This is a genomic window from Parablastomonas sp. CN1-191, from assembly GCF_049354825.1.
Lineage (GTDB): Bacteria > Pseudomonadota > Alphaproteobacteria > Sphingomonadales > Sphingomonadaceae > Novosphingobium.
Window position 1 is genome coordinate 360,342 of sequence record NZ_CP186480.1, and the last position, 23,799, is coordinate 384,140.

22 protein-coding genes are annotated in these 23,799 nt (G+C 68.5%); 9 read left to right on the plus strand and 13 right to left on the minus strand.

Translation table 11 applies throughout. The features are described from left to right. Positions 1-43: 43 nt before the first annotated feature. Together ACOYW6_RS01810 and ACOYW6_RS01815 are read left to right on the plus strand one after the other, a co-directional pair. The gene (locus ACOYW6_RS01810; RefSeq protein ID WP_423142125.1) at positions 44-1,267 is read left to right on the plus strand and encodes an NADP-dependent isocitrate dehydrogenase; all 1,224 of its coding nucleotides are present in this window, start codon (positions 44-46) and stop codon (positions 1,265-1,267) included. After that, entirely contained in the window at positions 1,267-1,926 is a 660-nt protein-coding gene (locus ACOYW6_RS01815) for a hypothetical protein (RefSeq protein WP_423142126.1), read from the plus strand. Before ACOYW6_RS01810 ends, ACOYW6_RS01815 begins: the two co-directional genes overlap by 1 nt. A 3-nt stretch (positions 1,927-1,929) precedes the next feature. On the opposite strand, the gene ACOYW6_RS01820 is transcribed toward ACOYW6_RS01815, so the two are convergent. Beyond that, a complete protein-coding gene (locus ACOYW6_RS01820) occupies positions 1,930-2,628 on the minus strand; it encodes a tetratricopeptide repeat protein (protein ID WP_423142127.1) in 699 nt (232 codons plus the stop codon). A gap of 470 nt (positions 2,629-3,098) precedes the next feature. Here ACOYW6_RS01820 and ACOYW6_RS01825 point away from each other — a divergent pair, with 470 nt between their 5' ends. Further along, positions 3,099-4,883 (plus strand): cation:proton antiporter, encoded by a 1,785-nt coding sequence (locus ACOYW6_RS01825; protein ID WP_423142128.1) that lies wholly within the window; start codon positions 3,099-3,101, stop codon positions 4,881-4,883. Here ACOYW6_RS01825 and cpdR read toward each other — a convergent pair. Further along, positions 4,880-5,254: a cell cycle two-component system response regulator CpdR gene (cpdR, locus tag ACOYW6_RS01830; protein ID WP_423143035.1), complete on the minus strand. Its 375-nt coding sequence runs from the start codon at positions 5,252-5,254 to the stop codon at positions 4,880-4,882. The genes ACOYW6_RS01825 and cpdR overlap by 4 nt on opposite strands. Positions 5,255-5,379: 125 nt before the next feature. Here cpdR and ACOYW6_RS01835 point away from each other — a divergent pair, with 125 nt between their 5' ends. Next, a complete protein-coding gene (locus ACOYW6_RS01835) occupies positions 5,380-6,360 on the plus strand; it encodes an N-formylglutamate amidohydrolase (protein ID WP_423142129.1) in 981 nt (326 codons plus the stop codon). Positions 6,361-6,546: 186 nt separating this feature from the next. On the opposite strand, the gene ACOYW6_RS01840 is transcribed toward ACOYW6_RS01835, so the two are convergent. Beyond that, a complete protein-coding gene (locus ACOYW6_RS01840; protein WP_423142130.1) occupies positions 6,547-7,332 on the minus strand; it encodes a SapC family protein in 786 nt (261 codons plus the stop codon). 65 nt (positions 7,333-7,397) lie between these two features. Beyond that, the gene (locus ACOYW6_RS01845) at positions 7,398-8,855 is read right to left on the minus strand and encodes an FAD-binding oxidoreductase (protein WP_423142131.1); all 1,458 of its coding nucleotides are present in this window, start codon (positions 8,853-8,855) and stop codon (positions 7,398-7,400) included. Between the two features lie 142 nt (positions 8,856-8,997). On the opposite strand from ACOYW6_RS01845, the gene ACOYW6_RS01850 reads away from it, so the two are divergent. Together ACOYW6_RS01850 and ACOYW6_RS01855 are read left to right on the plus strand one after the other, a co-directional pair. Next, the gene (locus tag ACOYW6_RS01850; RefSeq protein ID WP_423142132.1) at positions 8,998-9,573 is read left to right on the plus strand and encodes a hypothetical protein; all 576 of its coding nucleotides are present in this window, start codon (positions 8,998-9,000) and stop codon (positions 9,571-9,573) included. A 113-nt stretch (positions 9,574-9,686) separates the two neighbouring features. Continuing rightward, positions 9,687-11,120: a DEAD/DEAH box helicase gene (locus ACOYW6_RS01855; protein WP_423142133.1), complete on the plus strand. Its 1,434-nt coding sequence runs from the start codon at positions 9,687-9,689 to the stop codon at positions 11,118-11,120. A 93-nt stretch (positions 11,121-11,213) separates the two neighbouring features. Here ACOYW6_RS01855 and ACOYW6_RS01860 read toward each other — a convergent pair whose 3' ends face one another. Continuing rightward, entirely contained in the window at positions 11,214-11,714 is a 501-nt protein-coding gene (locus ACOYW6_RS01860) for a YbjN domain-containing protein (RefSeq protein WP_423142134.1), read from the minus strand. A 64-nt stretch (positions 11,715-11,778) separates the two neighbouring features. Then, positions 11,779-14,082 (minus strand): ATP-dependent helicase, encoded by a 2,304-nt coding sequence (locus ACOYW6_RS01865; RefSeq protein WP_423142135.1) that lies wholly within the window; start codon positions 14,080-14,082, stop codon positions 11,779-11,781. Positions 14,083-14,206: 124 nt separating this feature from the next. On the opposite strand from ACOYW6_RS01865, the gene ACOYW6_RS01870 reads away from it, so the two are divergent. Then, positions 14,207-14,866: a hypothetical protein gene (locus ACOYW6_RS01870; RefSeq protein ID WP_423142136.1), complete on the plus strand. Its 660-nt coding sequence runs from the start codon at positions 14,207-14,209 to the stop codon at positions 14,864-14,866. Between the two features lie 105 nt (positions 14,867-14,971). After that, a complete protein-coding gene (locus ACOYW6_RS01875) occupies positions 14,972-16,240 on the plus strand; it encodes an MFS transporter (protein WP_423142137.1) in 1,269 nt (422 codons plus the stop codon). Here the strand turns inward: ACOYW6_RS01875 and rsmD are convergent. The 5 genes from rsmD to ACOYW6_RS01900 form a co-directional block, all read right to left on the minus strand. Next, on the minus strand, positions 16,212-16,790 hold the full coding sequence (gene rsmD, locus ACOYW6_RS01880; RefSeq protein WP_423142138.1) for a 16S rRNA (guanine(966)-N(2))-methyltransferase RsmD: 579 nt from the start codon (positions 16,788-16,790) through the stop codon (positions 16,212-16,214). The genes ACOYW6_RS01875 and rsmD overlap by 29 nt on opposite strands. Continuing rightward, on the minus strand, positions 16,787-17,566 hold the full coding sequence (locus ACOYW6_RS01885; RefSeq protein WP_423142139.1) for a pseudouridine synthase: 780 nt from the start codon (positions 17,564-17,566) through the stop codon (positions 16,787-16,789). Before ACOYW6_RS01885 ends, rsmD begins: the two co-directional genes overlap by 4 nt. Before the next feature lie 39 nt (positions 17,567-17,605). Next, on the minus strand, positions 17,606-18,082 hold the full coding sequence (locus ACOYW6_RS01890) for a hypothetical protein (protein ID WP_423142140.1): 477 nt from the start codon (positions 18,080-18,082) through the stop codon (positions 17,606-17,608). Beyond that, entirely contained in the window at positions 18,082-18,630 is a 549-nt protein-coding gene (locus ACOYW6_RS01895; RefSeq protein WP_423142141.1) for a hypothetical protein, read from the minus strand. The genes ACOYW6_RS01890 and ACOYW6_RS01895 overlap by 1 nt, the downstream gene beginning before the upstream one ends. Before the next feature lie 79 nt (positions 18,631-18,709). Further along, positions 18,710-19,861 (minus strand): aromatic ring-hydroxylating oxygenase subunit alpha, encoded by a 1,152-nt coding sequence (locus tag ACOYW6_RS01900; RefSeq protein WP_423142142.1) that lies wholly within the window; start codon positions 19,859-19,861, stop codon positions 18,710-18,712. Between the two features lie 68 nt (positions 19,862-19,929). Between ACOYW6_RS01900 and ACOYW6_RS01905 the strand changes: the two genes are divergently transcribed. Then, the gene (locus tag ACOYW6_RS01905; RefSeq protein WP_423142143.1) at positions 19,930-21,663 is read left to right on the plus strand and encodes an AmpG family muropeptide MFS transporter; all 1,734 of its coding nucleotides are present in this window, start codon (positions 19,930-19,932) and stop codon (positions 21,661-21,663) included. Here ACOYW6_RS01905 and ACOYW6_RS01910 read toward each other — a convergent pair. Both ACOYW6_RS01910 and accD read right to left on the minus strand, forming a co-directional pair. Then, the gene (locus ACOYW6_RS01910) at positions 21,641-22,936 is read right to left on the minus strand and encodes a bifunctional folylpolyglutamate synthase/dihydrofolate synthase (RefSeq protein ID WP_423143036.1); all 1,296 of its coding nucleotides are present in this window, start codon (positions 22,934-22,936) and stop codon (positions 21,641-21,643) included. The two genes, ACOYW6_RS01905 and ACOYW6_RS01910, sit on opposite strands and share 23 nt — an antisense overlap. After that, positions 22,933-23,799: an acetyl-CoA carboxylase, carboxyltransferase subunit beta gene (gene accD / locus ACOYW6_RS01915; protein WP_423142144.1), complete on the minus strand. Its 867-nt coding sequence runs from the start codon at positions 23,797-23,799 to the stop codon at positions 22,933-22,935. Before accD ends, ACOYW6_RS01910 begins: the two co-directional genes overlap by 4 nt.

The following is a 23,799-nucleotide window of genomic DNA, read 5'->3' on the forward strand; positions in this document are numbered from 1 at the left end:
TAAGGACGCGCCAGAATTTCTCCCCGGTAGAAGCAGGATGGGCATGGCCAAGATCAAGGTGAAGAACCCCGTCGTCGAAATGGACGGCGACGAGATGACCCGTATCATCTGGCAGTGGATCCGCGAGCGGCTGATCCTGCCCTACCTCGACATCGACCTGAAGTACTACGACCTCAGCGTCGAGAAGCGCGACGAAACGGGCGACCAGATCACCATCGATTCGGCCGAAGCGACCAAGCAGTACGGCGTGGCGGTTAAGTGCGCGACGATCACCCCGGACGAGGCGCGGGTCGAGGAATTCAACCTCAAGTCGATGTGGAAGAGCCCTAACGGCACGATCCGCAACATCCTGGGCGGGACCATCTTTCGCGAGCCGATCGTGATCCAGAACGTGCCCCGCCTGATTCCGGGATGGACCGACCCGATCGTCGTCGGGCGCCACGCTTATGGCGATCAGTACCGCGCCACCGATACGCTGATTCCGGGACCGGGAACGCTGCGGCTGGTGTTCGATGGCGACAACGGCGAATCGCTGGACCTCGAAGTGTTCAAGTTTCCGTCGGCCGGCGTTGCGATGGCGATGTACAATCTTGACGATTCGATCCGCGATTTCGCGCGCGCCTCGATGAATTATGGCCTCAACCTGGGCTGGCCGGTCTACCTGTCGACCAAGAACACGATCCTCAAGAAGTACGACGGCCGCTTCAAGGACCTGTTCCAGGAGGTCTACGAGACCGAGGGCTTCAAGGAAAAGTTCGCCGCCGCCGGCATCGTCTACGAACATCGCCTGATCGACGACATGGTCGCCAGCGCGCTCAAGTGGTCGGGCAAGTTCGTGTGGGCGTGCAAGAACTACGACGGTGACGTCCAGTCGGATCAGGTTGCGCAGGGCTTCGGCTCGCTTGGCCTGATGACCTCGGTTCTGATGACGCCAGACGGCAAGACGGTCGAGGCGGAGGCTGCGCACGGCACGGTCACGCGGCACTACCGCCAGCACCAGCAGGGCAAGTCGACCAGCACCAACCCGATCGCCAGCATCTTCGCCTGGACGCGCGGGCTGATGTACCGTGGCAAGTTCGATGGCACCCCCGACGTGGTCAAGTTTGCCGAGACGCTGGAACGGGTCTGCATCGCCACCGTCGAAAGCGGCAAGATGACCAAGGATCTCGCGATCCTGATCGGTCCGGAACAGCCGTGGATGACCACCGAGCAGTTCTTCGAGGCAATCGTCCAGAACCTCGAGACCGAAATGTCCGGCTGGGCCTGATGACGCGGCGGCGCGCGCTGCGGATCGGGACTTACGGGGCGTTCGCCGCGTTCGTCTCGCCGCTGGCCGCGCCGCAGCTTCTGGCGTTTCCCTACCATGCCGTCTCGAACGGCAGCGATGTGTGGTCGGAAAGGCCGCTGCCGCAGGCCGAGCTCGACCGCGTGACCGCGCGCGCCGCCGCGCTGGTCGCGGCAAGCCCGCTCGCCGATCGGTCCGGTGAGCGGCGCCATGTCTTCCTGACGCGCGGTGGTTGGCGCTGGAACTGGCTTGCCTTGCAAAGCCGCGATGCCTTCGCCGTCACCCGCGCGGTCGGCGGCGCTCTGCTGATGAACCGCAGCGACCTTGCCGGCGACCGGATCGTCAACGGCTATCGCCGCACGCGCACGCTGTCGGGCGTGCTGGCGCACGAGACCTGCCACGGCATGGAACGAAAACGCCTGGGCATCGTCGCCACCGACATCGCCCTTCCGCAGTGGCTGCGCGAAGGCTATTGCGACTATGTTGCGCGCGAAAGCACGCTCAGCGATGTGGAGGCCGCCAGGCTTCGCGCCGAGGGGCGCAGCGACCCGGCGCTGGCCTATCACGACGGCCGCCGCCGCGTTGCCGCGAGGCTTGCCGCCAACGCCGGCAACGTCGAGGCGATGTTTGCCGCGAACTGACCGCTATTGCGCGCGGCGCTGGGCGATCTGGGCCAGTTCCGACGTGGCGATCGGGTTGCCGGGTTCCTCAACCAGGCTGGCGCGGTAAAGCTTTTCGGCTTCGGCCCAATTGGCGCGGTCGAACGCGATGTAGCCCTGCCCGCGCAGCGCGACCGCGCGCCAATGGTGGCGATCGGCCTCGGCCGGCATCTTTCCGGCCAGAGCCGCAGCGCGCTGATAGGCCTTTTGCGCCGCGTCGAGCTGCTGCGACTGCACGAGCGCGTAGGCGTATTCGGCCCAGACGTTGGGCCTGTTCCTGTCATGCTTGACCAACACGCCAAGCGTATCGGCGGCCTCCTCGTTGCGATTGAGCGCGTTGAGAACGAAACCCTTGATAAACATGGCTCGGCACCAGTCATTGTCGACCGAGACGACAAGGTTGGGATCCGACTTGGCCATGATCGCTTGCAGGAACTGGACGGCATCCCCCGGGCACACCGCACTGGATGACTTGGCGTCGCCCGCGAGCGCCTTGGCGATGATCGGATCGACAAGCGCCAGGGCGTCATCGAACCGGTTTGCGGCGAGCGCGTCCTGCGCCTTTTCGAGGTCGGTCGGCGTGTGCGGCGTCGCCGCCGGAGCCGGATCGGCAGCGTGCGCCCCCGGCACGGCGGCCACTTGGGCGGCGGTCAGCGAAGCGGCAAAGGCAAAGGTTTTCAGCATGATCGCACCCCCCGGTTGATCAGGCCACGATAACGCGCCGGCGCTCCATTGCCAGCGTCTTCGGCGCCAGGTGCTCCTGACATATGCCGTGGCCGGGGATGCGTCGCACAGAGGCACGCCGTCCAGAAGGCGCAGTGCCAGCGGTTGCCGGGCGCGGCCTCTCTACCTTCGATCGCCGCGGAAATCGCTGAAGACGACGGCGTGCTTGTCCAGCACCGTCACGCCTATCCGGAAGGTGTTCCTTTCCTACCTCGTTCCCGCCCTTAACCAATCCGGCAAATGGCGATGAATATAATCTGCTGCAAAGGGTTAAGGAAACAGTCCGGAAGGTGACGCGGCGCGGTAGGATTATCGTTTTCATTCAGGGGCCTGTGGCCCATTTCGTTTGCAAAAACGACGGCGGTCCGTGTCACCCATCGCCGCCGCCAGCGCCGCGTGACAAATGGCTTCGTCCCCGCCAAGGTGCGGGCATGGCCGGCAGCAGCGATATGATCACACCCTTTCTCTCTGACGCGCTGGTGATCCTGGGCGCCGCGGGGATGGTGATCCCGGTCTTCGCGCGGTTCCGGATCACGCCGGTGATCGGCTTCATCCTTGTCGGCATCGCGGTCGGCCCGTTCGGGCTCGGCAGCCTGACTTTCGATCATCCGTGGCTGGCGTGGTTCACGATCAGCGATCCCAGCGGCCTCGATCCCTTTGCCGAGTTCGGGATCATCCTGCTGCTGTTCACGATCGGGCTGGAGCTGTCGTTCAACCGCCTGTGGTCGATGCGAAAGGCCGTCTTCGGGCTCGGCTCGATTGAGCTGGGCGTGACCGCGGCGTTGGTGGCGGCGACTTTGGCGGTGTTGGGGCAGGGGCCGGGCGGATCGCTGGCGCTGGGGCTGGCGCTGGCGCTGTCGTCGACCGCGCTGGTGCTGCCGATCGCGGGCACCGCCACGCCGGTGGGCCGTGCCGCGCTGGCGATGCTGCTGTTCGAGGATATCGCTCTGGTGCCGATCCTGTTCTTGCTCGACGCCATGGCGCCGACCGGGGGCGAGGCGGGCTCGGCGCTGCTCAAGACCCTGGGGCTGGGCGCGGCGGTGATCGCGGCGCTGCTGGTCGTCGGCCGCTTTGTGCTGCCGCGCCTGTTCGCGCAGGCCGCCCGCACCAAAAGCCCTGAGCTGTTCCTGGCCGCCAGCCTGCTGGTGGTGATCGTTGCCTCGCTGGCGACGGCGGGGGTCGGCCTGTCGCCGATCGTCGGCGCGCTGATCGCAGGGCTGCTCATCGCCGAGACCGAGTACCACGGCGAGGTCGAAGTCATCACCGCGCCGTTCAAGGGCCTGGCGCTGGGCGTTTTCCTGATCACCGTCGGGATGAGCGTGGACCTCGACGTGATCGCTGCCAACCTGGGCATGATACTGGGCGCGGCGGCGGCGGTGATCACGGTCAAGGCGCTGGTCACAGCCTTTGCGCTGCGCACCATGGGCGCCCGCAGCGGTACCGCGACCGAGGCCGGGATCCTGATGGCGAGCCCGTCCGAAACCACGCTGATCGTGCTCGGCGCGGCTGCCAGCGCATCACTGATCCAGCCCGGCACCGCGCAGTTCTGGCAGATCGTCACCGCCCTGGGGCTGACCGTCACGCCGCTGCTGGCGTGGATCGGCAAGCGGCTGGGCCGCCAGGTCGACCGCAGCTTTGCCGCGCATGTGCCGCCGCACGATCCGGCCAGCGACGCACCGCGCGCGATCATCGTCGGGTTCGGCCGTGTCGGCCGGCTGGTGGCGGAAATGCTGGCGACGCACGGCAAGTCCTACGTCGGCATCGACAGCGATCCCGAGCTGGTCTCCGCCGCCCGCCACGAGGGCTACAGCGCCGAATTCGCCGATGCCGGTCACGGTGCGGCGCTGGCGCGGCTGGGGATCGAGCACGCCAGTTCCGTCATCATCACGATGGACGAACCGGTGGCGGCGCAGCGGCTGGTGCGCAAGCTGCGCGCCGCTTACCCCGACTTGTCGATCATCGCCCGCGCCCGCGATGCCCATCATGCCGCCCAGCTTTACCGCGCCGGCGCGACCCAGGCCGTGCCCGAGGCACTCGAGGCGTCGCTGCAACTGTCCGAGGCGGTGCTGGTGGAGCTGGGTGCCGCGATGGGCCCGGTTATCGCCTCGATCCACGAAAAGCGCGACGAATTCCGCGCCCAGATCATGGAAGAGGGCGAACTCGACTACAAGCCGGCGCTCAGGACCGCCGGCCTGCGTGAGCGCGCGCCGGTTTAGGCCGAAGCTTCTACCGTGCCGGCGAACAGGCGGTCGACCTCTGCCACCAGGTCGCGCAAGTGGAACGGCTTCGACAGCACTTTCGCCCCCGGAGCCGCCAGGTTGGCCTTGAGGGCGACGGCGGCGAAGCCGGTGATAAACATCACCTTGGTATCCGGGCTGATCTCGGCACAGCGCTGGGCCAGCTCGATGCCGTCCATCTCGGGCATGACGATGTCGGACAGCAGCAGGTCGAAGGCGCCGCCTTCCAACAGCGGCAGCGCCGCGGTGCCGCGATCGACCGCGACCACCTGGTAGCCGGCGCTTTCAAGCGCGCGCGCGAGGTAGGTGCGCATCGCGTCCTCGTCCTCGGCCAGCAATATGCTCGTCATCATGCAGTTCCGGTAACAGCGGACACGTGGCGCGTACGATAGCGACTCAGCGGTTAACAAGTCGCGCTCGGCGATGCCGCCCCGCCGTTTTGACACGGCCGGCGCAGTCGTTCAGCGTTGTCGGCATGGATCAAGGCGAGGGCGGCAGCAGCGATTCGGCCGGGCGGGGCAAGCCGGTCAGCGGGGGCTCGATCCCCGGCGGTGGCGGTACCCCTGCCTTCACGCTAACGCTCGGCGATCCATCGCCGCTGCCGGTCCTGCTCGCGGTGCCTCACGCCGGCCGCGCCTATCCCGGGACCCTTCTGGAACGGATGCGCAACCCCGGATTTGCCGCCCTGCGGCTGGAGGACCGCTTTGCCGACCTGCTGGCAGAGCGCGTTGCCCGCGAAACCGGCGCGGCGCTGCTGGTGGCGCACGCGCCGCGCGCGATGATCGACCTCAACCGCGCCGCCGATGATGTCGATTGGGAGATGTTCGGACGCGGCGAGCGGCACCTCGCGCAGGAAATCGGCAGTTACACGCCGGGACGGCGGGCGCGTACCGGGTTGGGCCTGATCCCGCGCCGCCTGCCGGGCCTGGGCGAACTGTGGAAGCGCCGCCACGACCACGCCGAGCTCGATGCCCGCCTGGCCGAGATTCACGCGCCGTACCATGCCTGCGTCGATGCGGCGCTGGCCAGGCTGACCGATCGCTGGGGCGCAGCGCTGCTGATCGACCTGCATTCGATGCCGCCGCTGCCCGCGCGCAGCGGCGAACGTGCGCCGGAATTCGTTATCGGCGACCGGTTCGGGGCAACCTGCAACGGCGGCCTGATCGCCAGCGCCTTCGCCTATTTCAGCGAGATGCGCCGCGGTGCCGCGCACAACCGGCCATACGCGGGCGGCTACGTGCTCGAGACCCACGCCGCGCCGCGCGCGGGCCGGCACGCACTCCAGCTGGAGATCGACCGCGCCAGTTACCTCGATTCGCGGCTGGCCGAACCGGGGCCGGGGCTGGCGGCGATAGTTCACCTGCTGAGCGGGCTGGTGCGGCGGCTGGCGCAGGACGTGGCGGCGCTGGGCCGGGCCCGCGCGGGCCAGGCGACCTGGGCCGAAGCCGCCGAATAGCCATAAAAAACCACCTGGAGCTTTCGCGCCAGGTGGCCAAGGTTCAGGGAGGAGGTGCACGAAGTGCACCGACCTTGGCCGGACCATGAGGGCAGCCCGGCAAGGCGATATCGAATGTAGGCAGCACGGCGCGGGCTGACAACCCCCGCCGTGTCACCAATTGCATCAGGGCGTTAGCCCTGCCTGTCAGGCGGTCTGAAGCGCCGGCGAAGGCACCGGGCCCTTGCCCATGGCCACCTGCATGCCGAAGATCTCGCGCGTCAGGTCGAGCGAGAACAGGTGCGCGTAGATCAGGCTGAGCATGCCGTTCTGGTTCCAGGTGCGCAGCTGGTCGCCGCGCACGGCAGCGAGCTTTTCCTGGTCGACCATCTTGAAGCCGCGATAGATGAACGGCTCGTCCGGCTTGTCGGGGCGCTGGATCGACAGTTCGCCGTCCATCAGCAAGCCGTGCTTGTTGAGCTCCTCGACGAAGGACTGCGTCTTCATCCCGGCTTCTTCGAAGGTGCGGCAGAACTCGAGTGCGTTCTGGCACGCCGCGCTCGGCTGGTCGCCGTCGAACAGCGCGTCGCCTTCCTCGAATTCACCGACCAGGTCGGAGGTCGGATCGAAGCACAACGACAGCTCGTCGCTGTCGGGCGTCAGCTTGGCCAGCATCCACGGGTAGCGGCGGACATAGGCCGGGACATAGACCGCGGCATTCAGCTTGCCTTCGTCGTCGGTGAAGACGTTGACGCCTTCATTAAGGCCGAACAGCGCAAGCGGCACGGGGTTTTCCTCGGCCGAAAAGATGATCGGCGTGAACCTCTGCGCGCTGGGGAATTCCTCGGCGGTCAGGGGGATGGCGTGGACATTGGCGAACCAGCCCGCCTTGTCGGTCGAGCGCGCCCGGTAATTGGCGTGATCGCGCGAATTGAGCGGCATCAGGTCGTTGTAGAACAGCGGCAGGTTCGGGGCTGGCGGCGCACTGGCCATGAAAATCTCTCCGGCGGGGAATTGTCAGGAGCGCGGCAGCGAAGGCGCCCGCGCGGAGGCGCGCTTTAGGCGCTGGCTGGCCCGTGCGCAAGCACGCTGCGATCCTCTACCAGCTTGCCGGGGTTCATGATCCCCAGCGGATCGAGCGCGGCCTTGACCTTGCCCAGGATCGCCAGCGCCACCGGGTCGCCGAGCCGGGCCAGCTCGTCGCGCTTCATCTGGCCGATGCCATGCTCGGCCGATATCGACCCACCCCACCGCGTGACAAGGTCGTGGACACGGCGGCTGATCGCCTTGCCCTCGCCGGCCTGCCATTCCGCCGCGGCGGCGCCTGCCGGGGCGAGGACGTGGTAATGGATGTTGCCGTCGCCCAGATGCCCGAACGCCGCCACCGATGTCCCGGGAAATTCGCCCTCAATCAGCGGGGCCGTGGCGGTGATGAAGTCCGCCATCCGATTTACCGGGACCGAGATGTCGTGCTGCATCGCCGGGCCCTTGGCGCGCTCGGCCGGGGCAACTTCGTCGCGCAGGCGCCAGAACGCGTCGGCCTGCGCCTCGTTGGCGGCCAGCACCGCGTCGGCGGCGACGCCGTCCGAGATGGCGGCGGCCAGCAGGTCTTCGATCACGCCGCGGGGCGATGGCTGCCCGCGCTCCGACACCGCTTCGACCAGGGCGTGCCAGGCATGGTGCTGCGCCAGCGGCGCACGCGCGCCGGGCACGTGCGCCAGCACCGCGTCGAGGCACGACTGCGGCATGATCTCGAACCCTTCGAGCGCGCGGCCCAGCGCCGCCTCGGCACGGACCAGCAGCGCGCGCGCGGCTTCGACCGATGGCAGGCCGACCCAGGCGGCAGTCCGTTCGCCGATGGCGGGAACCAGCCGTAGCGTGGCGGCGGTGACCACGCCCAGCGTGCCCTCGGCGCCGATGAACAGTTGCTTCAGGTCGAAGCCGCGGTTGTCCTTCTTCAGCGGCGTCAGCGCGGAATAGACCGAGCCGTCGGGCAGCACCGCCTCGATCCCCGCGACTTGCGCGCGCATGGTGCCGTGGCGCAGCACCTGTGTGCCGCCGGCGTTGGTCGAAATCAGCCCGCCGACAGTGGCCGATCCCTTGCCCCCCAACGTCAGCGCAAAGCGCAGACCCGCCGCGTCCGCCGCCTCGTGCAGAGTCTGCAGGATCACCCCGGCGCCGCAGGTAACCTCGCCCGCGTCGGTGTCTACCGGGCCGATCGCGTCCAGCCGCCGCAATGACAGGACGATCGCGTTACCGCTGGCGTCGGGCGTGGCGCCGCCGGACATGCCGCTGTTGCCGCCCTGGGGTACGATGGCGACGCGGTGTTCGGCGCAGAGGCGGACCAGGCCGGCAACCTCGCAGGTCGATGCCGGCGCGGCCAGCGCCAGCGCGCGGCCGGTGTAGCGGCCGCGCCAGTCGGTCAGCCACGGGGTCACCAGGTCGGGGTCCTGCAGCAGTCCGCGCGGCCCCAGCAGCGCGCCGGCCGCGGCCAGGAAAGCGGCGTGATCGTCCATCGGTCTGTCCTCCTGCGGGGGCGGCTTGCATCGCGCTTGCAACGGGTTAAGCCGATATTCAAGCGGCGGGCCTATCCCGCCATGGACCCGGCGATCGTGCCGGACAACTGCCGTCCATTGCCGCAAGGGCCCGAACCGCTTCGTGAATCCGCTTCTCCTGATCCTGGCACCGATCGCGGTCATGCTGCCCGGCCTGGCCGGCATCGAGGCTGCGCAGCGCATCGCGCCGTCGCACGGGTTCGAAGTGCCCACGCGGGTCACCCCGCCGCCCGCGGTTCCGACCTCGCTGGAACCCGTGGCCCCCCCCGGCACCGACATCGCCGCCGAGGCCGAAGCGCCCGTCCGGCAGGTCAGCATCGAGCAGCGCATCACCATCCGGGTCAGCCCGCGCGGGATCGCGCCGGCGGCGATGGTGGCGTTGCCGCCGGCACCCGATGCGCCCCGCATCGTCGAGAAGAAAATGGGCAAGTGCGTGCCGGTCGCCTCGATCGCCGGGGTCCAGACCGCGGGCAACAAGCTGGTGCTGTACTTGCGCGACAACCGCGTCGTCTCGGCGACGCTGGAAAAGGCCTGCCGCGCCGCGGATTTCTATTCGGGGTTCTATCTCGCGCGCAACGAAGACGGCAAACTCTGCGCCGGGCGCGACCAGTTGCTGTCGCGTTCGGGCGCCAACTGCCAGCTCAGCGGGCTTCGCCAGATCGTCGTCAAGGACGACTGAAGCCACGTTTTCTTGACTTTCGCAGGTCCTTGCGCCTAGGGCGCGGCTGCGTAGCGCGTCGCCTGCTGCCGGGCGCGAATCGCTTTCCTCCTGTTCCGGAACACCACTTCTTGATGACCAAGTTTGCCGATCTCGGCCTGTCGGACGAATTGCTCGCCGCGGTAAGCGCCAAGGGCTACGACACGCCGACACCGATCCAGGCACAGGCGATCCCCAGCGTCCTGATGATGCGTGACATCATCGGCATCGCCCAGACCGGCACCGGCAAGACCGCCAGCTTCGTGCTGCCGATGATCGACATCCTCTCGCACGGACGGCGTCGCGCGCTGATGCCGCGCAGCCTTATCCTGGAACCCACGCGCGAACTGGCCGCCCAGGTGGCGGACGAATTCAAGCAGTACGGGGTCAACCACGACCTCAAGATGGCGCTGCTGATCGGCGGCGTGCAGATGGGCGACCAGATCAAGGCGCTGCAGGAAGGCGTCGACGTGCTCATCGCCACGCCGGGCCGCCTGATGGACCTGATGGAGCGCGGCAAGATCCTGATGACCGGCTGCAACATGCTGGTGATCGATGAGGCGGACCGCATGCTCGACATGGGCTTCATCCCCGATATCGAGACGATCTGTTCCAAGCTTCCCGCCGCGCGGCAGACGCTGCTGTTCTCGGCCACGATGCCGCCGCCGATCAAGAAGCTGGCGGACAAGTTCCTGTCCAACCCCAAGTCGATCGAAGTGGCGCGCCCGGCCTCGGCCAACACCAACATCGCCCAGTTCAAGGTGGCGGTGACCAGTCGCGGCAAGCGCGAGACGCTGCGCAGCCTGCTGCGCAGCGAGGACGTGCACACCGCGATCGTCTTCGCCAACCGCAAGACCACGGTGCGCGAACTGGCCAAGAGCCTGAAGCAAAGCGGCTTCAACGCCGGCGAGATTCACGGCGACATGGACCAGAATGCCCGCAATGCCGAACTGGCGCGCTTCAAGGACGGCACGATCAACATCCTGGTCGCCTCCGACGTCGCCGCGCGCGGGCTCGACGTGAAGGGTGTCAGCCACGTCTTCAATTACGACACGCCGTGGCATCCTGACGATTACGTCCACCGCATCGGTCGCACCGGGCGCGCCGGCGCCAAGGGACGCGCATTCACGTTCGTGGCGCCCGAGGATGCCGAGGCGATCGCAAATGTCGAAAAGTTGACCGGCGGCAAGGTGCCAGTGTGGAACGAGGGCGCCGACACCGATCACGCTCCGGGCGAGGCGGCCCCTGCCGAAAAGCCCGCGCGCCGCGAACGCGCGCCGCGCAAGTCTGGCGGATCCGCTTCCGCCGCTGAACCGGTGGCGGCCGCCGAACCGGCTCCCGCTCCCCGGCCCGCGCGCGCTCCGCGTGCGGAGCGGCCCGCCCGTCAGGCCGAGCAAGCGGCCCGGCGCCGCGAAGAAGCAGACGAGCGGCGCACGCCGGCTCCGCGCCGCCGCGAGGCCGAGCCGAGCGGCGACGAAGGGGCGTGGAACGGGCCCATCCCGGGCTTCCTCGGAACCTCGGCGCTTTAACCCGCGCGCTTCGGCGCCACGGCGACGTGCCCGGCTACCTTATCTTCCACCCCGACCGGCGCGAGCGAATGGCACGTTTGTGAGCGCGGGTCGTCAGCCGGTGGCGCCCTGCTGCTTGAAGAAGGCATCCATTTCAGAAGCCATCGAATTCCACCAGTCCAGGACGTCGGCGAAATTGGCCTGGTTCATGCCGCCGATCGTCGCCACGTCCATCGCCGCGCGAAGCCGGCCGTCGGAGAGGACCGACATCTGCACGAAGCGCTTGCTGCCGTTCCAGGTGTTCGCCAGCGAGGCGGTGTTGCTGGGGTCCTTCTTGAACATGATCTCGAACCGCAGCGAATCGCAGGCCGTGTGGTTTTCGCAGCCATAGAAAAAGACATCGTAGTCGTAGCCGTTGTTGGCGCTTAGCGATGGGTCGCCCTGGCCGTCGGTGCCCGCCGTCACCTTTACGCCCGCACGTTCCAGGGCGGCTTTCACGGTGGCCGGGTTGCTGGCGCAGACCATCCCGGCCGCACACGGCGCCGTGTCTGCGGCGAAGGCCGCGGACGGCAGGAACGCTGTGCCAAGAGCGGCGGCGGCGACATATCGGATCATGGTGCTTCCCCCCGGTTGCAGGACCGGCAGGCTGGCCCAAGCCACGCGCCGGTTCAAGCCCCTGTCAGGCCGGTTTGACGAAGCTGTCGATGACGCGCTTTATTCCGCTGCCCTCGAAATCGATCTCCAGCTTGTTGCCGTCCTGCGCCTGGACGGTGCCGTAGCCGAACTTGTCGTGGAACACGCGCGCGCCGATGGCGATATCGCCGCGCGGCTTGGCGGCGAAGCTGGCGGCGCTGCGGGTCGATTCGGCAATCCGCTTCGGTGCGGTGTCGAACGTCGTGGCCGCGGCGCGCTGCCAGCCGGGGCCGCGCGTCATGGTGCGGGCGGGTTGCACGCGGGCGACGTGGGCGAAGGGATCGCCGTGTTCGGAAAACTGCGCCCGCCACAGCGATGCGCCGCCGGTCATCGTTGTTTCCTGCGCCACGTGCGCCTCGGGCAACTCGGCGATGAAGCGGCTGGGGATCGAGCTTGTCCACTGTCCGTAGATGCGCCGGTTGGCGGCGTGGATGATCGTGCAGCGCCGCCGCGCGCGGGTGATCGCGACATAGGCGAGGCGGCGTTCCTCCTCCAGGCTGGCCAGCCCGCCTTCGTCCATCGCGCGCTGGCTGGGAAAGACGCCTTCCTCCCACCCGGGCAGGAACACGCTGTCGAATTCCAGGCCCTTGGCGGCGTGGATGGTCATGATGGTGACCTTCTCGGCGTCGTCGGCGGCGTCGTTGTCCATCACCAGGCTGACATGCTCGAGGAAATCGCCGAGCGTCTCGTACTCTTCCATCGCCCGAGCCAGTTCGGACAGGTTTTCCAGCCTGCCGGCGCTTTCGGCGCTGCGTTCGGCCTGCAGGGCGGCGGTGTAACCGGATTCGTCGAGGATGGTGCGCGCCAGCTCCGCCGGCGAGGAAGCGGCCGCCAGTTCGCGCCAGCGCGCGAAGCTGCGCATCAGGCCCACCACGGTGTTGCGCGCGCGCGCCGGCAGTTCGTCGGTGTCGGCGATGTCGAGCGCGGCGGCGGCCAGCGGCAGGGTCTGCGCGCGGGCGTGGCGGTGCAGCTTTTCCAGCGCCTTGTCGCCCAGGCCGCGCTTGGGAGTATTCCAGATCCGTTCGAACGCCAGGTCGTCGGCAGGCTGGGCGACCACGCGCAAATAGGCGAGCGCATCGCGAATCTCGGCCCGTTCGTAAAAGCGAAAGCCGCCGACGATCTTGTAGCCGAGGCCGATCTGGATGAACCGGTCTTCGAACTCGCGGGTCTGGAACTGGGCGCGCACCAGGATCGCCATCGTGTTCAGGCTGGCGCCCTCGCGCTCGAGCCGCTCGATCTCCTCGCCGACGCGGCGCGCCTCCTCGGGCCCGTCCCAGACGCCGATCACGCGCACCTTGTCGCCGCCGTTCACCTCGGTCCACAGCGTCTTGCCAAGGCGTTCGGAATTGGTCGAGATAAGCCCCGACGCAGCCGCCAGGATATCGGGCGTGGAGCGATAGTTCTGCTCCAGGCGGATGACCTTGGCGCCGGGAAAATCCTTTTCAAAGCGCAGGATATTGGCCACTTCTGCGCCGCGCCATGAATAGATCGACTGGTCGTCGTCGCCCACGACGCAGATGTTCTGGCGCCCTTGCGCGATCAGCCGCAGCCACAGGTACTGGACCTGGTTGGTGTCCTGGTATTCGTCCACCATCACGTACTTGAAACGCTGGCGGTATTGCTCGAGCACATCGGGGTGCTTGCGCAGCACGGTCAGCATGTGCAGCAGCAGGTCGCCGAAATCGCAGGCGTTCACCGCGCGCAGGCGGTCCTGGTACAGCGTGTAGAAATGCTGTCCCTTGCCGTTCGCGTAAGCCTCGTTCTCCAGCGCGTCGAGTTCGCCGGGCAGCAGGCCGCGGTTCTTCCAGCGATCGATCAGCCCGGCCAGTTGCCGCGCCGGCCAGCGCTTGTCGTCGATGCCTTCGGCCTGGATCAGCTGCTTGAGCAGGCGAAGCTGATCGTCGGTGTCTATGATGGTGTAGTTGGATTGCAGCCCGACCAGCTCGGCATGCCGGCGCAGCATCCGCGCAGCAATGGCGTGAAAGGTGCCCAGCCACGGCATCCCCTCCACAGCCGGGCCGATCAGCTTGCCGACCCGTTCGCGCATTTCGCGCGCGGCCTTGTTGGTAAAAGTGACGCACAGGATCTCGCTTGGCCAGGCAAGGCGCTGGCGCACCAGGTAGCCGAGCCGGGCGGTCAGCGCCGCGGTCTTGCCGGTGCCGGCGCCGGCCAGCATCAGCACCGGCCCCTCAGTGGCGAGCACGGCTTCGCGCTGCGGCGGATTGAGCCGGGCCAGCAGCGGATCGTCCCCGGTCAGCGGGCCGGCGGAAGGAGGAGCGGGAAGCGTCATGGAGACTGGAACACCTAGGGAACGCCCTGTCGCCGCGCAAGGGCGGTTCGTCGCATGGAGGAACCTTGCCGCCGTTGAAACGTAAGTGCCGCACTGGCTAACGACCACCACATGGAGACAGAGAATGCGCCATATCCTTCTTGCGGGCGCGGGGGTTCTCGCGGCGTTGACCGCCCCGGTCGCGCTTAATGCGCAGACCGCGGCTTCCAGCGTTACGACGTCCGATGGGCGGACCTATTCGCTGACCGCAGAACAGCAGGCGATGTTCAATTCCTGGACCGCCGAACAGCGCGCCGCCTATGGCACGTGGCCCTATGACAACCAGGTCTATTACTGGTCGCTCCCGGCGGACCAGGCCGCCTATTACTGGACCCTCCAGCCCGATCAGCAGGCCGGTTACTGGGCGCTCACCGCCGACCAGCGCGGCATGATCTACAAGATGTCGCCCGAGCAGCGCGCCGCGGCCTGGCAGTCCGTGCAGGCCCAGCTTGCCGGCCAGACCCCGCCGACCCCGGCGAACCAGGCCAACCCCCCGGGCATGGGCATGCCGACCACCGGCGTTCCCAATCCGCAGGCCGCGGCGCAGTCCGTGCCGCCGGCGATGCCCGCCACCACGACGTACCAGGGCGGCCCCTACAAGGGCGCGCTGACCCCGCCGCCGGCCGATGCGATGGCAAAGACCTATCCGGTCTGCACCAGCAAGATGCAGGACAGCTGCCAGAACCGCGGTGAAGGCGGTGCCCCCGGCAAGAGCCGCGCGGTCAACACCTACAAGCCGCATTAAGCCTTAGTCGCGGTCCGCGGACCAGGGCCGTGATCGAGAGGGCGCCGGGCAACCGGCGCCCTTTTCGTTTGCGCGCGCGCGGCGCCCGCGCCATCGAACGCGGTAATGCAATCGACTGACAATCCGCTGCGCCGTCATGCCCGCGTCCTGGTTGCGGCGCTGACCGGGACCGCGGTCGAATTCTACGATTTCTACGTCTTCGCGACCGCCACCGCGCTGGTGCTGGGGCCGCTGTTCTTTCCCGCCTCGTCGCCGCAGGCGCAGGCGATCAGCGCTTTCATGGTCTTCGGGCTGGCCTTCGTCGCCCGCCCGGTGGGGGCGATTGCGTTCGGCCATTTCGGCGACCGGGTCGGGCGCAAGGCCACGCTCGTGGCCTCGCTGCTGCTGATGGGCGCATCGACCGTCCTGATCGGGTTCCTGCCCAGCCATGCCGCGATCGGCTTCGCGGCCCCGTTGCTGCTGTGCATCCTTCGCTTCGGTCAGGGCTTCGGGCTGGGCGGTGAATGGGGCGGGGCGGCGCTGCTGACGGTGGAGAACGCGCCGCCGGGCTGGGCAGCGCGGTTCGGGGCGGCGCCGCAGCTGGGCGCGCCGATCGGGTTCCTGTTCGCTAACGGGCTGTTCCTGCTGCTGGGCCTGACGCTCAGCGACGCGGCATTTCGCGATTGGGGCTGGCGGGTGCCGTTCATCGCCAGCGCGGTGCTGGTCGCGCTGGGGCTGTGGGTGCGGCTGCGCATCGGCGAAACGCGCGAATTCGCCGCCGCGCGCGATGCCGCACCGCCGCCGCGGGTACCGCTGGCGCGGCTGTTCGCCCGGCACGCCGGGGCGGTGCTGGCGGGCGCCGCGGGCGTCGTGGCGTGTTTCGCGATCTTCTACCTTGCCACCGCCTTCGCACTGTCGCGCGCGACCACGGCGCTGGGCTATTCGCGCGAACATTTCCTGGCCCTGCAACTGGGCGCTAACGTCTTCCTGGCACTGGGCATCGTCGTCGCCGCGATCCGGGCCGATGCGACCAGCCCGCGCCGCGTGCTGGCCTGGGGTTCGGCTGCGACGGTGGTGCTTGGCCTCGTGTTCGGCACCGGGCTGGCGGGCGGCGCGATGGCGGCCTTCGCCACGTTGTCGGCGGCGCTGTTCGTGATGGGTTTCGTCTACGGTCCGCTGGGCGCCTGGCTGCCGACGCTGTTTCCGGTCGACGTGCGTTACACCGGGATATCGATCGCCTTCAACACGGGCGGCATCGTGGGCGGGGCGGTGACGCCGCTGGCGGCGCAGGCGCTTAGCGAAGCGGGCCATGCCGGCGCCATCGGCGGCATCCTGTCGGCAGCCGGGCTGCTGACGCTGCTCGGCGTTACGCTGGCAAGACCCGCAGCAAGGTGATCCGCGCCGGGCCGACCCGGCGCTCGCTCTCGACCGCCAGCCCGCGCACGGTGGCAGGCTCGTCCGCCGCCGTTTCAAGGCTTATCCAGGTCTGCGGCGCGACCCAGCCGAGCCGCTGCAGCTTGTCCAGCGCCACCGCGCCTGCGCCCGTGCCGTAAGGCGGATCGAGCAGCACCAGGTCCAGCGGCGCCCTGGCCGGCCCCATCGCCAGGACCGACGCCGGGCTGACCGTGCAGCGCGCCTGCGCGTGCAGGGCGGCGATATTGGCACGCAGCGCGCGGATCGCGGCGGCATCGTTTTCAACGAACAGGCAGGTCGCCGCGCCGCGCGACAGCGCTTCCAGCCCGAGCGCGCCGGACCCTGCAAACAGGTCCGCGACGGCAAGATCCTCGAAACTTCCGAGCCGGCTCGCCAGCATGGAAAACAGCGTCTCGCGCACGCGGTCTGCGGTCGGGCGCGTGCCCTCGCCGGCGGGGACCGCCAGCTTGCGCCCGCGCCATTCGCCGGCGACGATGCGGACGCCGCCGGGTTTTGCCGGGGGCGCCTTCATTCCGGGGTCTTGAGCGCCTTGCGAAAGCGCTCGACCTCTTTCTGGGGGATCTCGGCGGTGGCGCCGCGCGGCAGGTCGCCCAGCCGGAACGGCCCGTAGGCCAGCCGCAGCAAGCGGCTGACCTCAAGCCCCAGGTGCTCCAGAACGCGGCGTACTTCGCGGTTCTTGCCCTCGGTCAGGGTCAGTTCGATCCACTGGTTGCGGCCGGTCCGACGCTCCATGTTGGCGTCGATCGGGCCATAGCGCATGCCCTCGATCTCGATCCCGTCCATCAGGTCTTCGAGTTGGGACTGGGTGACGTCGCCATACGTGCGCGCGCGGTACGTGCGCGGGATGCCGCTGGACGGCAGCTCCATCGCGCGCTTGAGGCCGCCGTCGTTCGTCATCAGCAGCAGCCCTTCGGTATTGAGGTCGAGGCGGCCCACCGGCATCATCCGGGGCGTTCCCCTGGGCAGGGCATTGCGCAGCGCGGTGTAGATCGTTGGCCGCCCGGCGGGATCGCGCTCTGCCGTGATCAGGCCGGAAGGCTTGTGAAAGGCGAACAGGCGCGGCGGCTCGGCCGCCTTCACCAGCTTGCCGTCGACGCTGACGCCCGACAGGTTCTTGAGCACGGTGGCGGGCGTTGTCAGCACGACATCGCCGATTTTTACGCGGCCGTCGGCGATCATGCGCTCGACCTCGCGGCGGCTGGCGATGCCGGCGCGGGCAAGCAGCTTGGCGATGCGCTCACCCTCGCGCTTGGGTTCGGGGTGCCAGGGTTCCTCGGACTTGGTCATGGCCGCCGCTCTAGGAGCGCGGGCGCTGGCTTGCCAGCGCTACTTCCGCGGCGTCGCCACGCAGGCCCTCAGCGCCGCGGCAGCCTCCTTTGCGCCGGTCAGCGGAAAGGCGATCGTTTCGGTCACGCCCAGCGCCATGACGGCAAGGGTGTCGGTATTGGCAGCGGCCTTCAGCAGCCGGTCGTCCGGCGCCTCGAGCAGGAGCCCCGGCGATGCCGGATCGCCCGCGGCGACCATGTGGACCGGGTAGATCTTGTCGTCCCAGCCGACGATGGCGGTGTAAGCGTAACCGGCCTCGACCTTGGCGCCGGGCAGGACGAAGATCACCCGGCTTTCCTGTTTGTCGGACAGCTGGATCATCACCGCCGGGCCGCTTTCCGCGCCGAGCGGGCGAAGCATCGCGCAGCCGCCGCCGATCGGGCCGACCTTCCAGCCCGCGACGGCTTGCTGCTGCGCGGACGCGGGCGTCGCTGCCGCGGCAAGCGCGGCTATCGCGGCGAACGTTGCGACGCGCATCAGTTGGCCCCCTTGGGTTGCTTGGCGGCCAGGGCGGCAGTGCACCGGCGTAGTGCGGCGATCGCCGCTGGCGCGCCGCTCATGTCCAGGAAGCCTTCGGTGCTCGGCTTGTCGTCGATGGCCAGGATCAAGTGCTCGTACGACCCCATCAGGTCGATGAAGTTGCGACTGATCTCGGCTTCGAGCGCCGGCCTGCCCTGCAAGGTTACCGGCTGCGCACCCAGCGTCCACAGCAGGCTGTCGATCGAATCATGGCTCTCGGTGATATAGGCCTTGGCGCGGTTCGCCAGCATGGTCGTGTAGTTCGCGTCGGTGAAGCCGTAGCGTAGCGGACCAGGCGCGGCGGTCATGCCCGGCAGGCCGGAAACGGAAACGCTGCCATGATGATCCGGGGTCTCGATCACCTGCAGCATGGCCTCGGTTCCGGCCGCCCGGCGCATCACGCAGGCGCCCTGGTTGAACTCGGTAACGGTCCAGGCCTTGTCCTTCGACCACTCCCTTGCGCCGGCCGGCGCGGCTGCGGTCAGCGCCAGCATGGCGGCGCCCATCAGATATCGCATCGCTGTCAGTATCCCCCCTGCAAGCGCGAACGGCGCCAGTGTGCCGCGCGCAAGCGCCGCTTGCAAGTCAGCGGGAAAGCTCGTCCTTGAGAATGGCGTGGAACTGCGCGATGCCGGTTTCCAGCGTGCCCAGCGTGATCGCCTCCAAGGCGCCCGATTCCAGTCCCTGTTGGCCCAGCGCCGCGGCACGGAAATCCTCGCCGGCGAAAACCCCGCCGTCGAGCAGGTCCCAGCTGCGCTGCCAGTGATCCTGGGCCTTTTCGCTCGTCGGGGCCGCGGGGATGAGCATGAAATCTTCCACCAACGTGCGCCCGGGCCCCCGCGGCATCAGCGTCATCACGTTGACGTAATCGGGGCTGGCGATGATCACCGTGCCGGGCAGCAGCTGATAGGCGAACGTGGCCGCGGTGCGCAGCGCCGCCATGTCGCCCAAGTCGGCCGCGTCCATGTCGGCGGCGCGGCCGACCAGGCTGCGCTGGTGCGGGCCGACCCGGTCCGCCACCGTCACGCCGTCCTTGAAGAACGGCGCGATCGTGCCGGCGTGCAGCCGCATGACGTGGTAGCTTTCCAGGAACGCGTCCATGATCAGCTTCCAGTTCGCCGCCACGTCGTGCGTGCGCCGCGCGAACAGGTGGTGATCGCCCAGTCCGAAGGCGTCGAAATCCGCGCCCAGCGCCTGCGCATCGGTGAAGTCGGCGTCGGCGGCAGGGGCGAACCAGATCAGCCCGCCGGCCTCGAGGCTGGGCAGTTCCATCAGCCCGAACAGGCCCTTGTCCAGGCCGGGAAACGTCTCTGGCCGGGGCAGCGCCAGCAGCCGCCCGTCCAGCGCGTAGGTCCAGGCGTGATAGGGACATGTCAGACGCTTGGCACAAAGGACGCCCTCGTCCTCGACTAGGCGTGTGCCGCGGTGGCGGCAGACGTTGAGGAACACGCGCGCGCGGCCGTCCCCGCCGCGCGCCAGCAGCAAGTGGCGCCCGGTGGCGTCGTGCGCCACCGCCATGTTCGGCTGCGGCAGCAGCGCGGACGGCGCCAACACTTGCGGCCGCACGTCGAACAGCCGCGCTTTCTCGCGCGCCCACTGTTCGTCCGAGGTATAAAGCGCGGCGGCAACGGTCGTCACCGCGCCGGTCGCGGCGTCGCCATTGCCCGCCAGGGCGCGGGCCAGCGCGCGTTGCCCCGGCGTCGGCATGCGGCGATCGGATGTGGTCAGCTCTCCCATGGGCCTAGCCATAGCGCAATTCGGCGCTAGTCTCGCGGCAGAAAAATTCACGGGGAGATCACCAGCACATGCCATCCGAACGGGCAGACACACCGGCATCCGAAACCGCGCCGCCGCCGCCCGCACGGCCCAAGGGCCTCAAGCTGCTGCGCCTGGCGCTGAGCAGCCGCAAGTCGGCCTGCATGCTCGGTTTCGGCATCGCCTCGGGCCTGCCGTTCGCGCTGCTGGTTGGCACGCTCAACGCCTGGCTGGGCGAAGTCGGCGTGCCGCTGGCCACGATCGGCGTGCTGTCGTGGATCGGGCTGGCCTATTCGTTCAAGTTCCTGTGGTCGCCGGTGGTGGACCGGGTGAAGCTGCCGGGGCTTGAGGCATTGGGCCGCCGGCGCAGCTGGATGATCCTGTGCCAGGTGATGATCGTGTTCGCGTTCGGGATGCTGGTGGTGACCGACCCGGCTGCCGGGATCGGCCGACTTGCGCTGTTCGCGTTCCTAGGCGCGATCGCTTCTGCCACCCAGGACATCGCGATCGACGGCTGGCGGATCGACCAGGCCGACGAGGACGCCCCGATCGAACTGCTCTCCGCGCTCAACCAGTTCGGCTACCGGACCGCCTCGATCATCGGCGGGGCGGTGGCGCTGGTCATGGCGACCTCGCTCAGCTGGCCGATCGTCTACCTGGCGATGGCAGGGCTGATGGCGGTGCTGATCGTCGCGGTAACGCTGCGCGCGCCCGATACACCGCGTCCCGAGGCGGGCCGGCTTTACGGCGCGCTGGCACAGCCGGGCGCGGTGCTGCCGCGCTACCGGATGCTGGCGTTGGCCGTCGTCGGGGTCAGCTGGATCTGGGCGATCTTCACGATCCTGCATTTCATGGCCGGGCTGCTGGGCGCCGCCCCTGCCGCGCCGGGCGCACCGCCGCCGCCGTCGGTCGGCGATTTCACCAAGCTTTACGGCCCGTGGATCATTTTTGCGACCGTACTGGTGCCGCTGGGCGTCTCGGCCGCGATAAACTGGATGGCGCGCCGACCGGAATACGTGCTGCAGGCTGCCGATCCCGAACACGGCCCGGGCCGCACGGCCGCCAACCACCTCTATTCGGCGCTGGTCGCTCCGCTGGCCGAACTGTCGGGACGGCTCGGCTGGGGGGTGCTGAGCATGATAGGCTTCATCCTCACGTACGCGATCTGCTACAACATCTGGGCCAGTTTCGCGTACCCGTTCTACCTGCAGGAAATGAAGTACACCAAGGACGAGGTCGCTTTCGCCTCCAAGATCTTCGGCATCTTCATGACGATGGCGGGGATCGGGCTGGGCGGGTACTGCTTCGCCAAGCTGGGCCGCTTCCCCACCATTCTGCTGGGCGCGGTGCTGCCGCCGCTGGGCAACTTTCTCTATGCCGACCTGGCCGAGGGCGCACCGATGATCGACGCGTTTTCGCACGCGCTGCGGCTCGATGCGCTGGCAACGTGGTTCGGCAGCGATGAACGGATGATGCGCCTGCTGCTGGCGATCAGTTACGAGAACGTCGTGACCGGCCTCGCGCTGACCGCCTTTGTCGCTTACGTGTCCAGCATCGTCAGCAAGCAGTACGGCGCGATCCAGTACGCGCTGCTGGGTTCGCTGGTGTCGCTGGTGGGCACGCTGGGCCGTGGCTGGACCGGCGAGGCGTTCGACCTTTACGGCTATCCCACGGTGTTCCGCTGGACCGCGGCGACCGCGATCCTGTCGACCGCGTTCGTGGCGATCGAGTGGATCCGTGTCAGCCGCAACGACCGCAGGCTCAGTCGGGAAACTCTTCATTGAGGCGCAGGACCTCACCCGCCAGGTAAAGCGAGCCGGCAATCAGGACCGGCAGCCCGTCATCGGGCAGCACGGCCAGCGCGGCGGCCACGCTGGGGCGGCTTTCGGCGGAGGTAAAGGCATCCGGCCCGTGCGCGTCGTGGCCGGGGACGGGCACCGCGGAGACGCTGGCCAGGCGTCCTGTCAGCGGGGTCACGATCGCGCCGGCATCCTTGCTGGCCAGCATCCCGATCACCAGGTGGACGGGCTGGCCGGCGAAGAAGCGGGCGATCGCTTCTCCGGCATCCGGGTTGTGCCCGCCATCGAGCCAGACGTCATGACGCTGGGCAAGGGCCGTCAGCGGTCCGGGTGCGAGGCGTTGCAGCCGGGCGGGCCAACGCGCGGCGCGAATGCCGGCGGACATCGCTTCGCGGGTGACGAACACCCGGTCCTGGTGCCGCAGCATCGCCACCGCCAGCGCGGCGTTGTCGGCCTGGTGCGCCCCGGCCAGCGCCGGCAGCGGCAGCGCCAGGGTGCCGGTGCGATCGCGATAGGCGATGCCGTCTTCGCTCGTTTCGGCAAACCAGTCGGCATCGCGGATCATGGTCGGCGCGCCGACCAGCGCGGCATGGTTGGCGATCGTGCGCGTCACGCCCGGCGGATAGGCCTGCGTCACCAGCGGCACCCCGGCGCGCGCGATGCCCGCCTTTTCAAAGCCGATGCGTTCGAGCGGTTCGGTCGGCACGCCGTCCTCGGGCACCAGCAGGAACGCTTCGTGGTCGATACCCAGGCTGGCGATCCCGCACGCGGCCTGGTGATCGAGCACGTTGGTAGCGTCGAACCGGCCGCCCAGACCGACCTCGATCACGCAGGCGTCGGCGGGGGCGCGGTGGAAAGCCAGGAACGTGGCGGCGGTGGTGACTTCGAAGAAGCTGGGGTCGAGCCCGTCGGCGGCGTCGAGCACCTGGGCCAGCAGCGCCGCCAGCAGCGCGTCGTCGATCAGGCGCCCGGCCACGCGGATCCGCTCGTTGTAGCGGACCAGGTGCGGCTTGGTGGCGGCGTGTACCGTCAGCCCCTGCGCCTCCAGCATGGCGCGCAGGTAGGCGCAGGTCGAACCCTTTCCGTTCGTGCCGGCAACGTGGAACACCGGCGGCAGCGCATCCTGCGGGTTGCCAAGGCGGTCCAGAAGTTCGCGGATCGTCGCCAGCCCGAGCCGCCCGGTCGGCAGGCTGAGCGCGCCGAGACGGTCCAGCTGCGCCTGGACGCGGGGATCGTCGCTGCGCGCGAAGTCCTTCAGGCGGCCTCGACCTTTTCCAGGCGGGCCTTGGGGCTGAGGTAAGCCAGCACCGTCGCCAGGGTCGACCGCAAGTCGGCCCGCGGTACCACCATGTCGATCATGCCATGCTCGTGCAGGTACTCGGCACGCTGGAAACCTTCGGGCAGCTTCTCGCGGATGGTGTCCTGGATCACGCGCTGGCCGGCAAAGCCGATCAGGCAGCCCGGCTCGGCGATCTGGACGTCGCCCAACATGGCATAGCTGGCGGTTACGCCGCCGGTCGTGGGGTCGGTCAGCACGACGATGTAGGGCAGGCCGGCTTCGCGCAGGCGCCGCACCGCCACGGTTGTCTTGGGCATCTGCATCAGGCTGAGGATGCCCTCCTGCATGCGCGCGCCGCCGGCGGCGGTGAAGATGACGTAGGGAATCCGCTCCTTCAGCGCGCGGGCCGCGCCGGCGACGAAGGCCGCGCCCACCGCCATGCCCATCGATCCGCCCATGAAGGCGAAGTCCTGCACGCCGACCACGGCGCGCTGCCCGTCGATGCTACCCAGCGCATTGGTCAGCGCATCGGGGTGCGGATTCGCGGCGCGGGCGGCCTTGAGCCGGTCCGGATACTTCTTGGAATCGCGGAACTTGAGCGGGTCTTCCTTGACCTTGGGCGATGGCAGGATCTCGAAACCCGGATCCATCACCTGGTCCAGCCGCCGGTCGACGCCGATGCGGCCGTGATGCTCGCAGCGCGGGCAGACCGACAGGTTTTCCTCGTACTCCTTGGTGAACAGCATCTCCGCGCAGGACGGGCACTTGGTCCACAAGTTGTCGGGGGTATCGCGCTTTTGCGCGAAGGGCAGCGATTTGCGTACGCGATCGATCCAGGACAT

Bases quoted from the DNA above. Each gene is read 5' to 3' on its own strand.
- ACOYW6_RS01810 (WP_423142125.1), top strand. From the start codon at position 44: ATGGCCAAGATCAAGGTGAAGAACCCCGTCGTCGAAATGGACGGCGAC.
- ACOYW6_RS01815 (WP_423142126.1), top strand. From the start codon at position 1,267: ATGACGCGGCGGCGCGCGCTGCGGATCGGGACTTACGGGGCGTTCGCC.
- ACOYW6_RS01820 (WP_423142127.1), bottom strand. From the start codon at position 2,628: ATGCTGAAAACCTTTGCCTTTGCCGCTTCGCTGACCGCCGCCCAAGTG.
- ACOYW6_RS01825 (WP_423142128.1), top strand. From the start codon at position 3,099: ATGGCCGGCAGCAGCGATATGATCACACCCTTTCTCTCTGACGCGCTG.
- cpdR (WP_423143035.1), bottom strand. From the start codon at position 5,254: ATGACGAGCATATTGCTGGCCGAGGACGAGGACGCGATGCGCACCTAC.
- ACOYW6_RS01835 (WP_423142129.1), top strand. From the start codon at position 5,380: ATGGATCAAGGCGAGGGCGGCAGCAGCGATTCGGCCGGGCGGGGCAAG.
- ACOYW6_RS01840 (WP_423142130.1), bottom strand. From the start codon at position 7,332: ATGGCCAGTGCGCCGCCAGCCCCGAACCTGCCGCTGTTCTACAACGAC.
- ACOYW6_RS01845 (WP_423142131.1), bottom strand. From the start codon at position 8,855: ATGGACGATCACGCCGCTTTCCTGGCCGCGGCCGGCGCGCTGCTGGGG.
- ACOYW6_RS01855 (WP_423142133.1), top strand. From the start codon at position 9,687: ATGACCAAGTTTGCCGATCTCGGCCTGTCGGACGAATTGCTCGCCGCG.
- ACOYW6_RS01860 (WP_423142134.1), bottom strand. From the start codon at position 11,714: ATGATCCGATATGTCGCCGCCGCCGCTCTTGGCACAGCGTTCCTGCCG.
- ACOYW6_RS01865 (WP_423142135.1), bottom strand. From the start codon at position 14,082: ATGACGCTTCCCGCTCCTCCTTCCGCCGGCCCGCTGACCGGGGACGAT.
- ACOYW6_RS01870 (WP_423142136.1), top strand. From the start codon at position 14,207: ATGCGCCATATCCTTCTTGCGGGCGCGGGGGTTCTCGCGGCGTTGACC.
- ACOYW6_RS01875 (WP_423142137.1), top strand. From the start codon at position 14,972: ATGCAATCGACTGACAATCCGCTGCGCCGTCATGCCCGCGTCCTGGTT.
- rsmD (WP_423142138.1), bottom strand. From the start codon at position 16,790: ATGAAGGCGCCCCCGGCAAAACCCGGCGGCGTCCGCATCGTCGCCGGC.
- ACOYW6_RS01885 (WP_423142139.1), bottom strand. From the start codon at position 17,566: ATGACCAAGTCCGAGGAACCCTGGCACCCCGAACCCAAGCGCGAGGGT.
- ACOYW6_RS01890 (WP_423142140.1), bottom strand. From the start codon at position 18,082: ATGCGCGTCGCAACGTTCGCCGCGATAGCCGCGCTTGCCGCGGCAGCG.
- ACOYW6_RS01895 (WP_423142141.1), bottom strand. From the start codon at position 18,630: ATGGGCGCCGCCATGCTGGCGCTGACCGCAGCCGCGCCGGCCGGCGCA.
- ACOYW6_RS01900 (WP_423142142.1), bottom strand. From the start codon at position 19,861: ATGGGAGAGCTGACCACATCCGATCGCCGCATGCCGACGCCGGGGCAA.
- ACOYW6_RS01905 (WP_423142143.1), top strand. From the start codon at position 19,930: ATGCCATCCGAACGGGCAGACACACCGGCATCCGAAACCGCGCCGCCG.
- accD (WP_423142144.1), bottom strand. From the start codon at position 23,799: ATGTCCTGGATCGATCGCGTACGCAAATCGCTGCCCTTCGCGCAAAAG.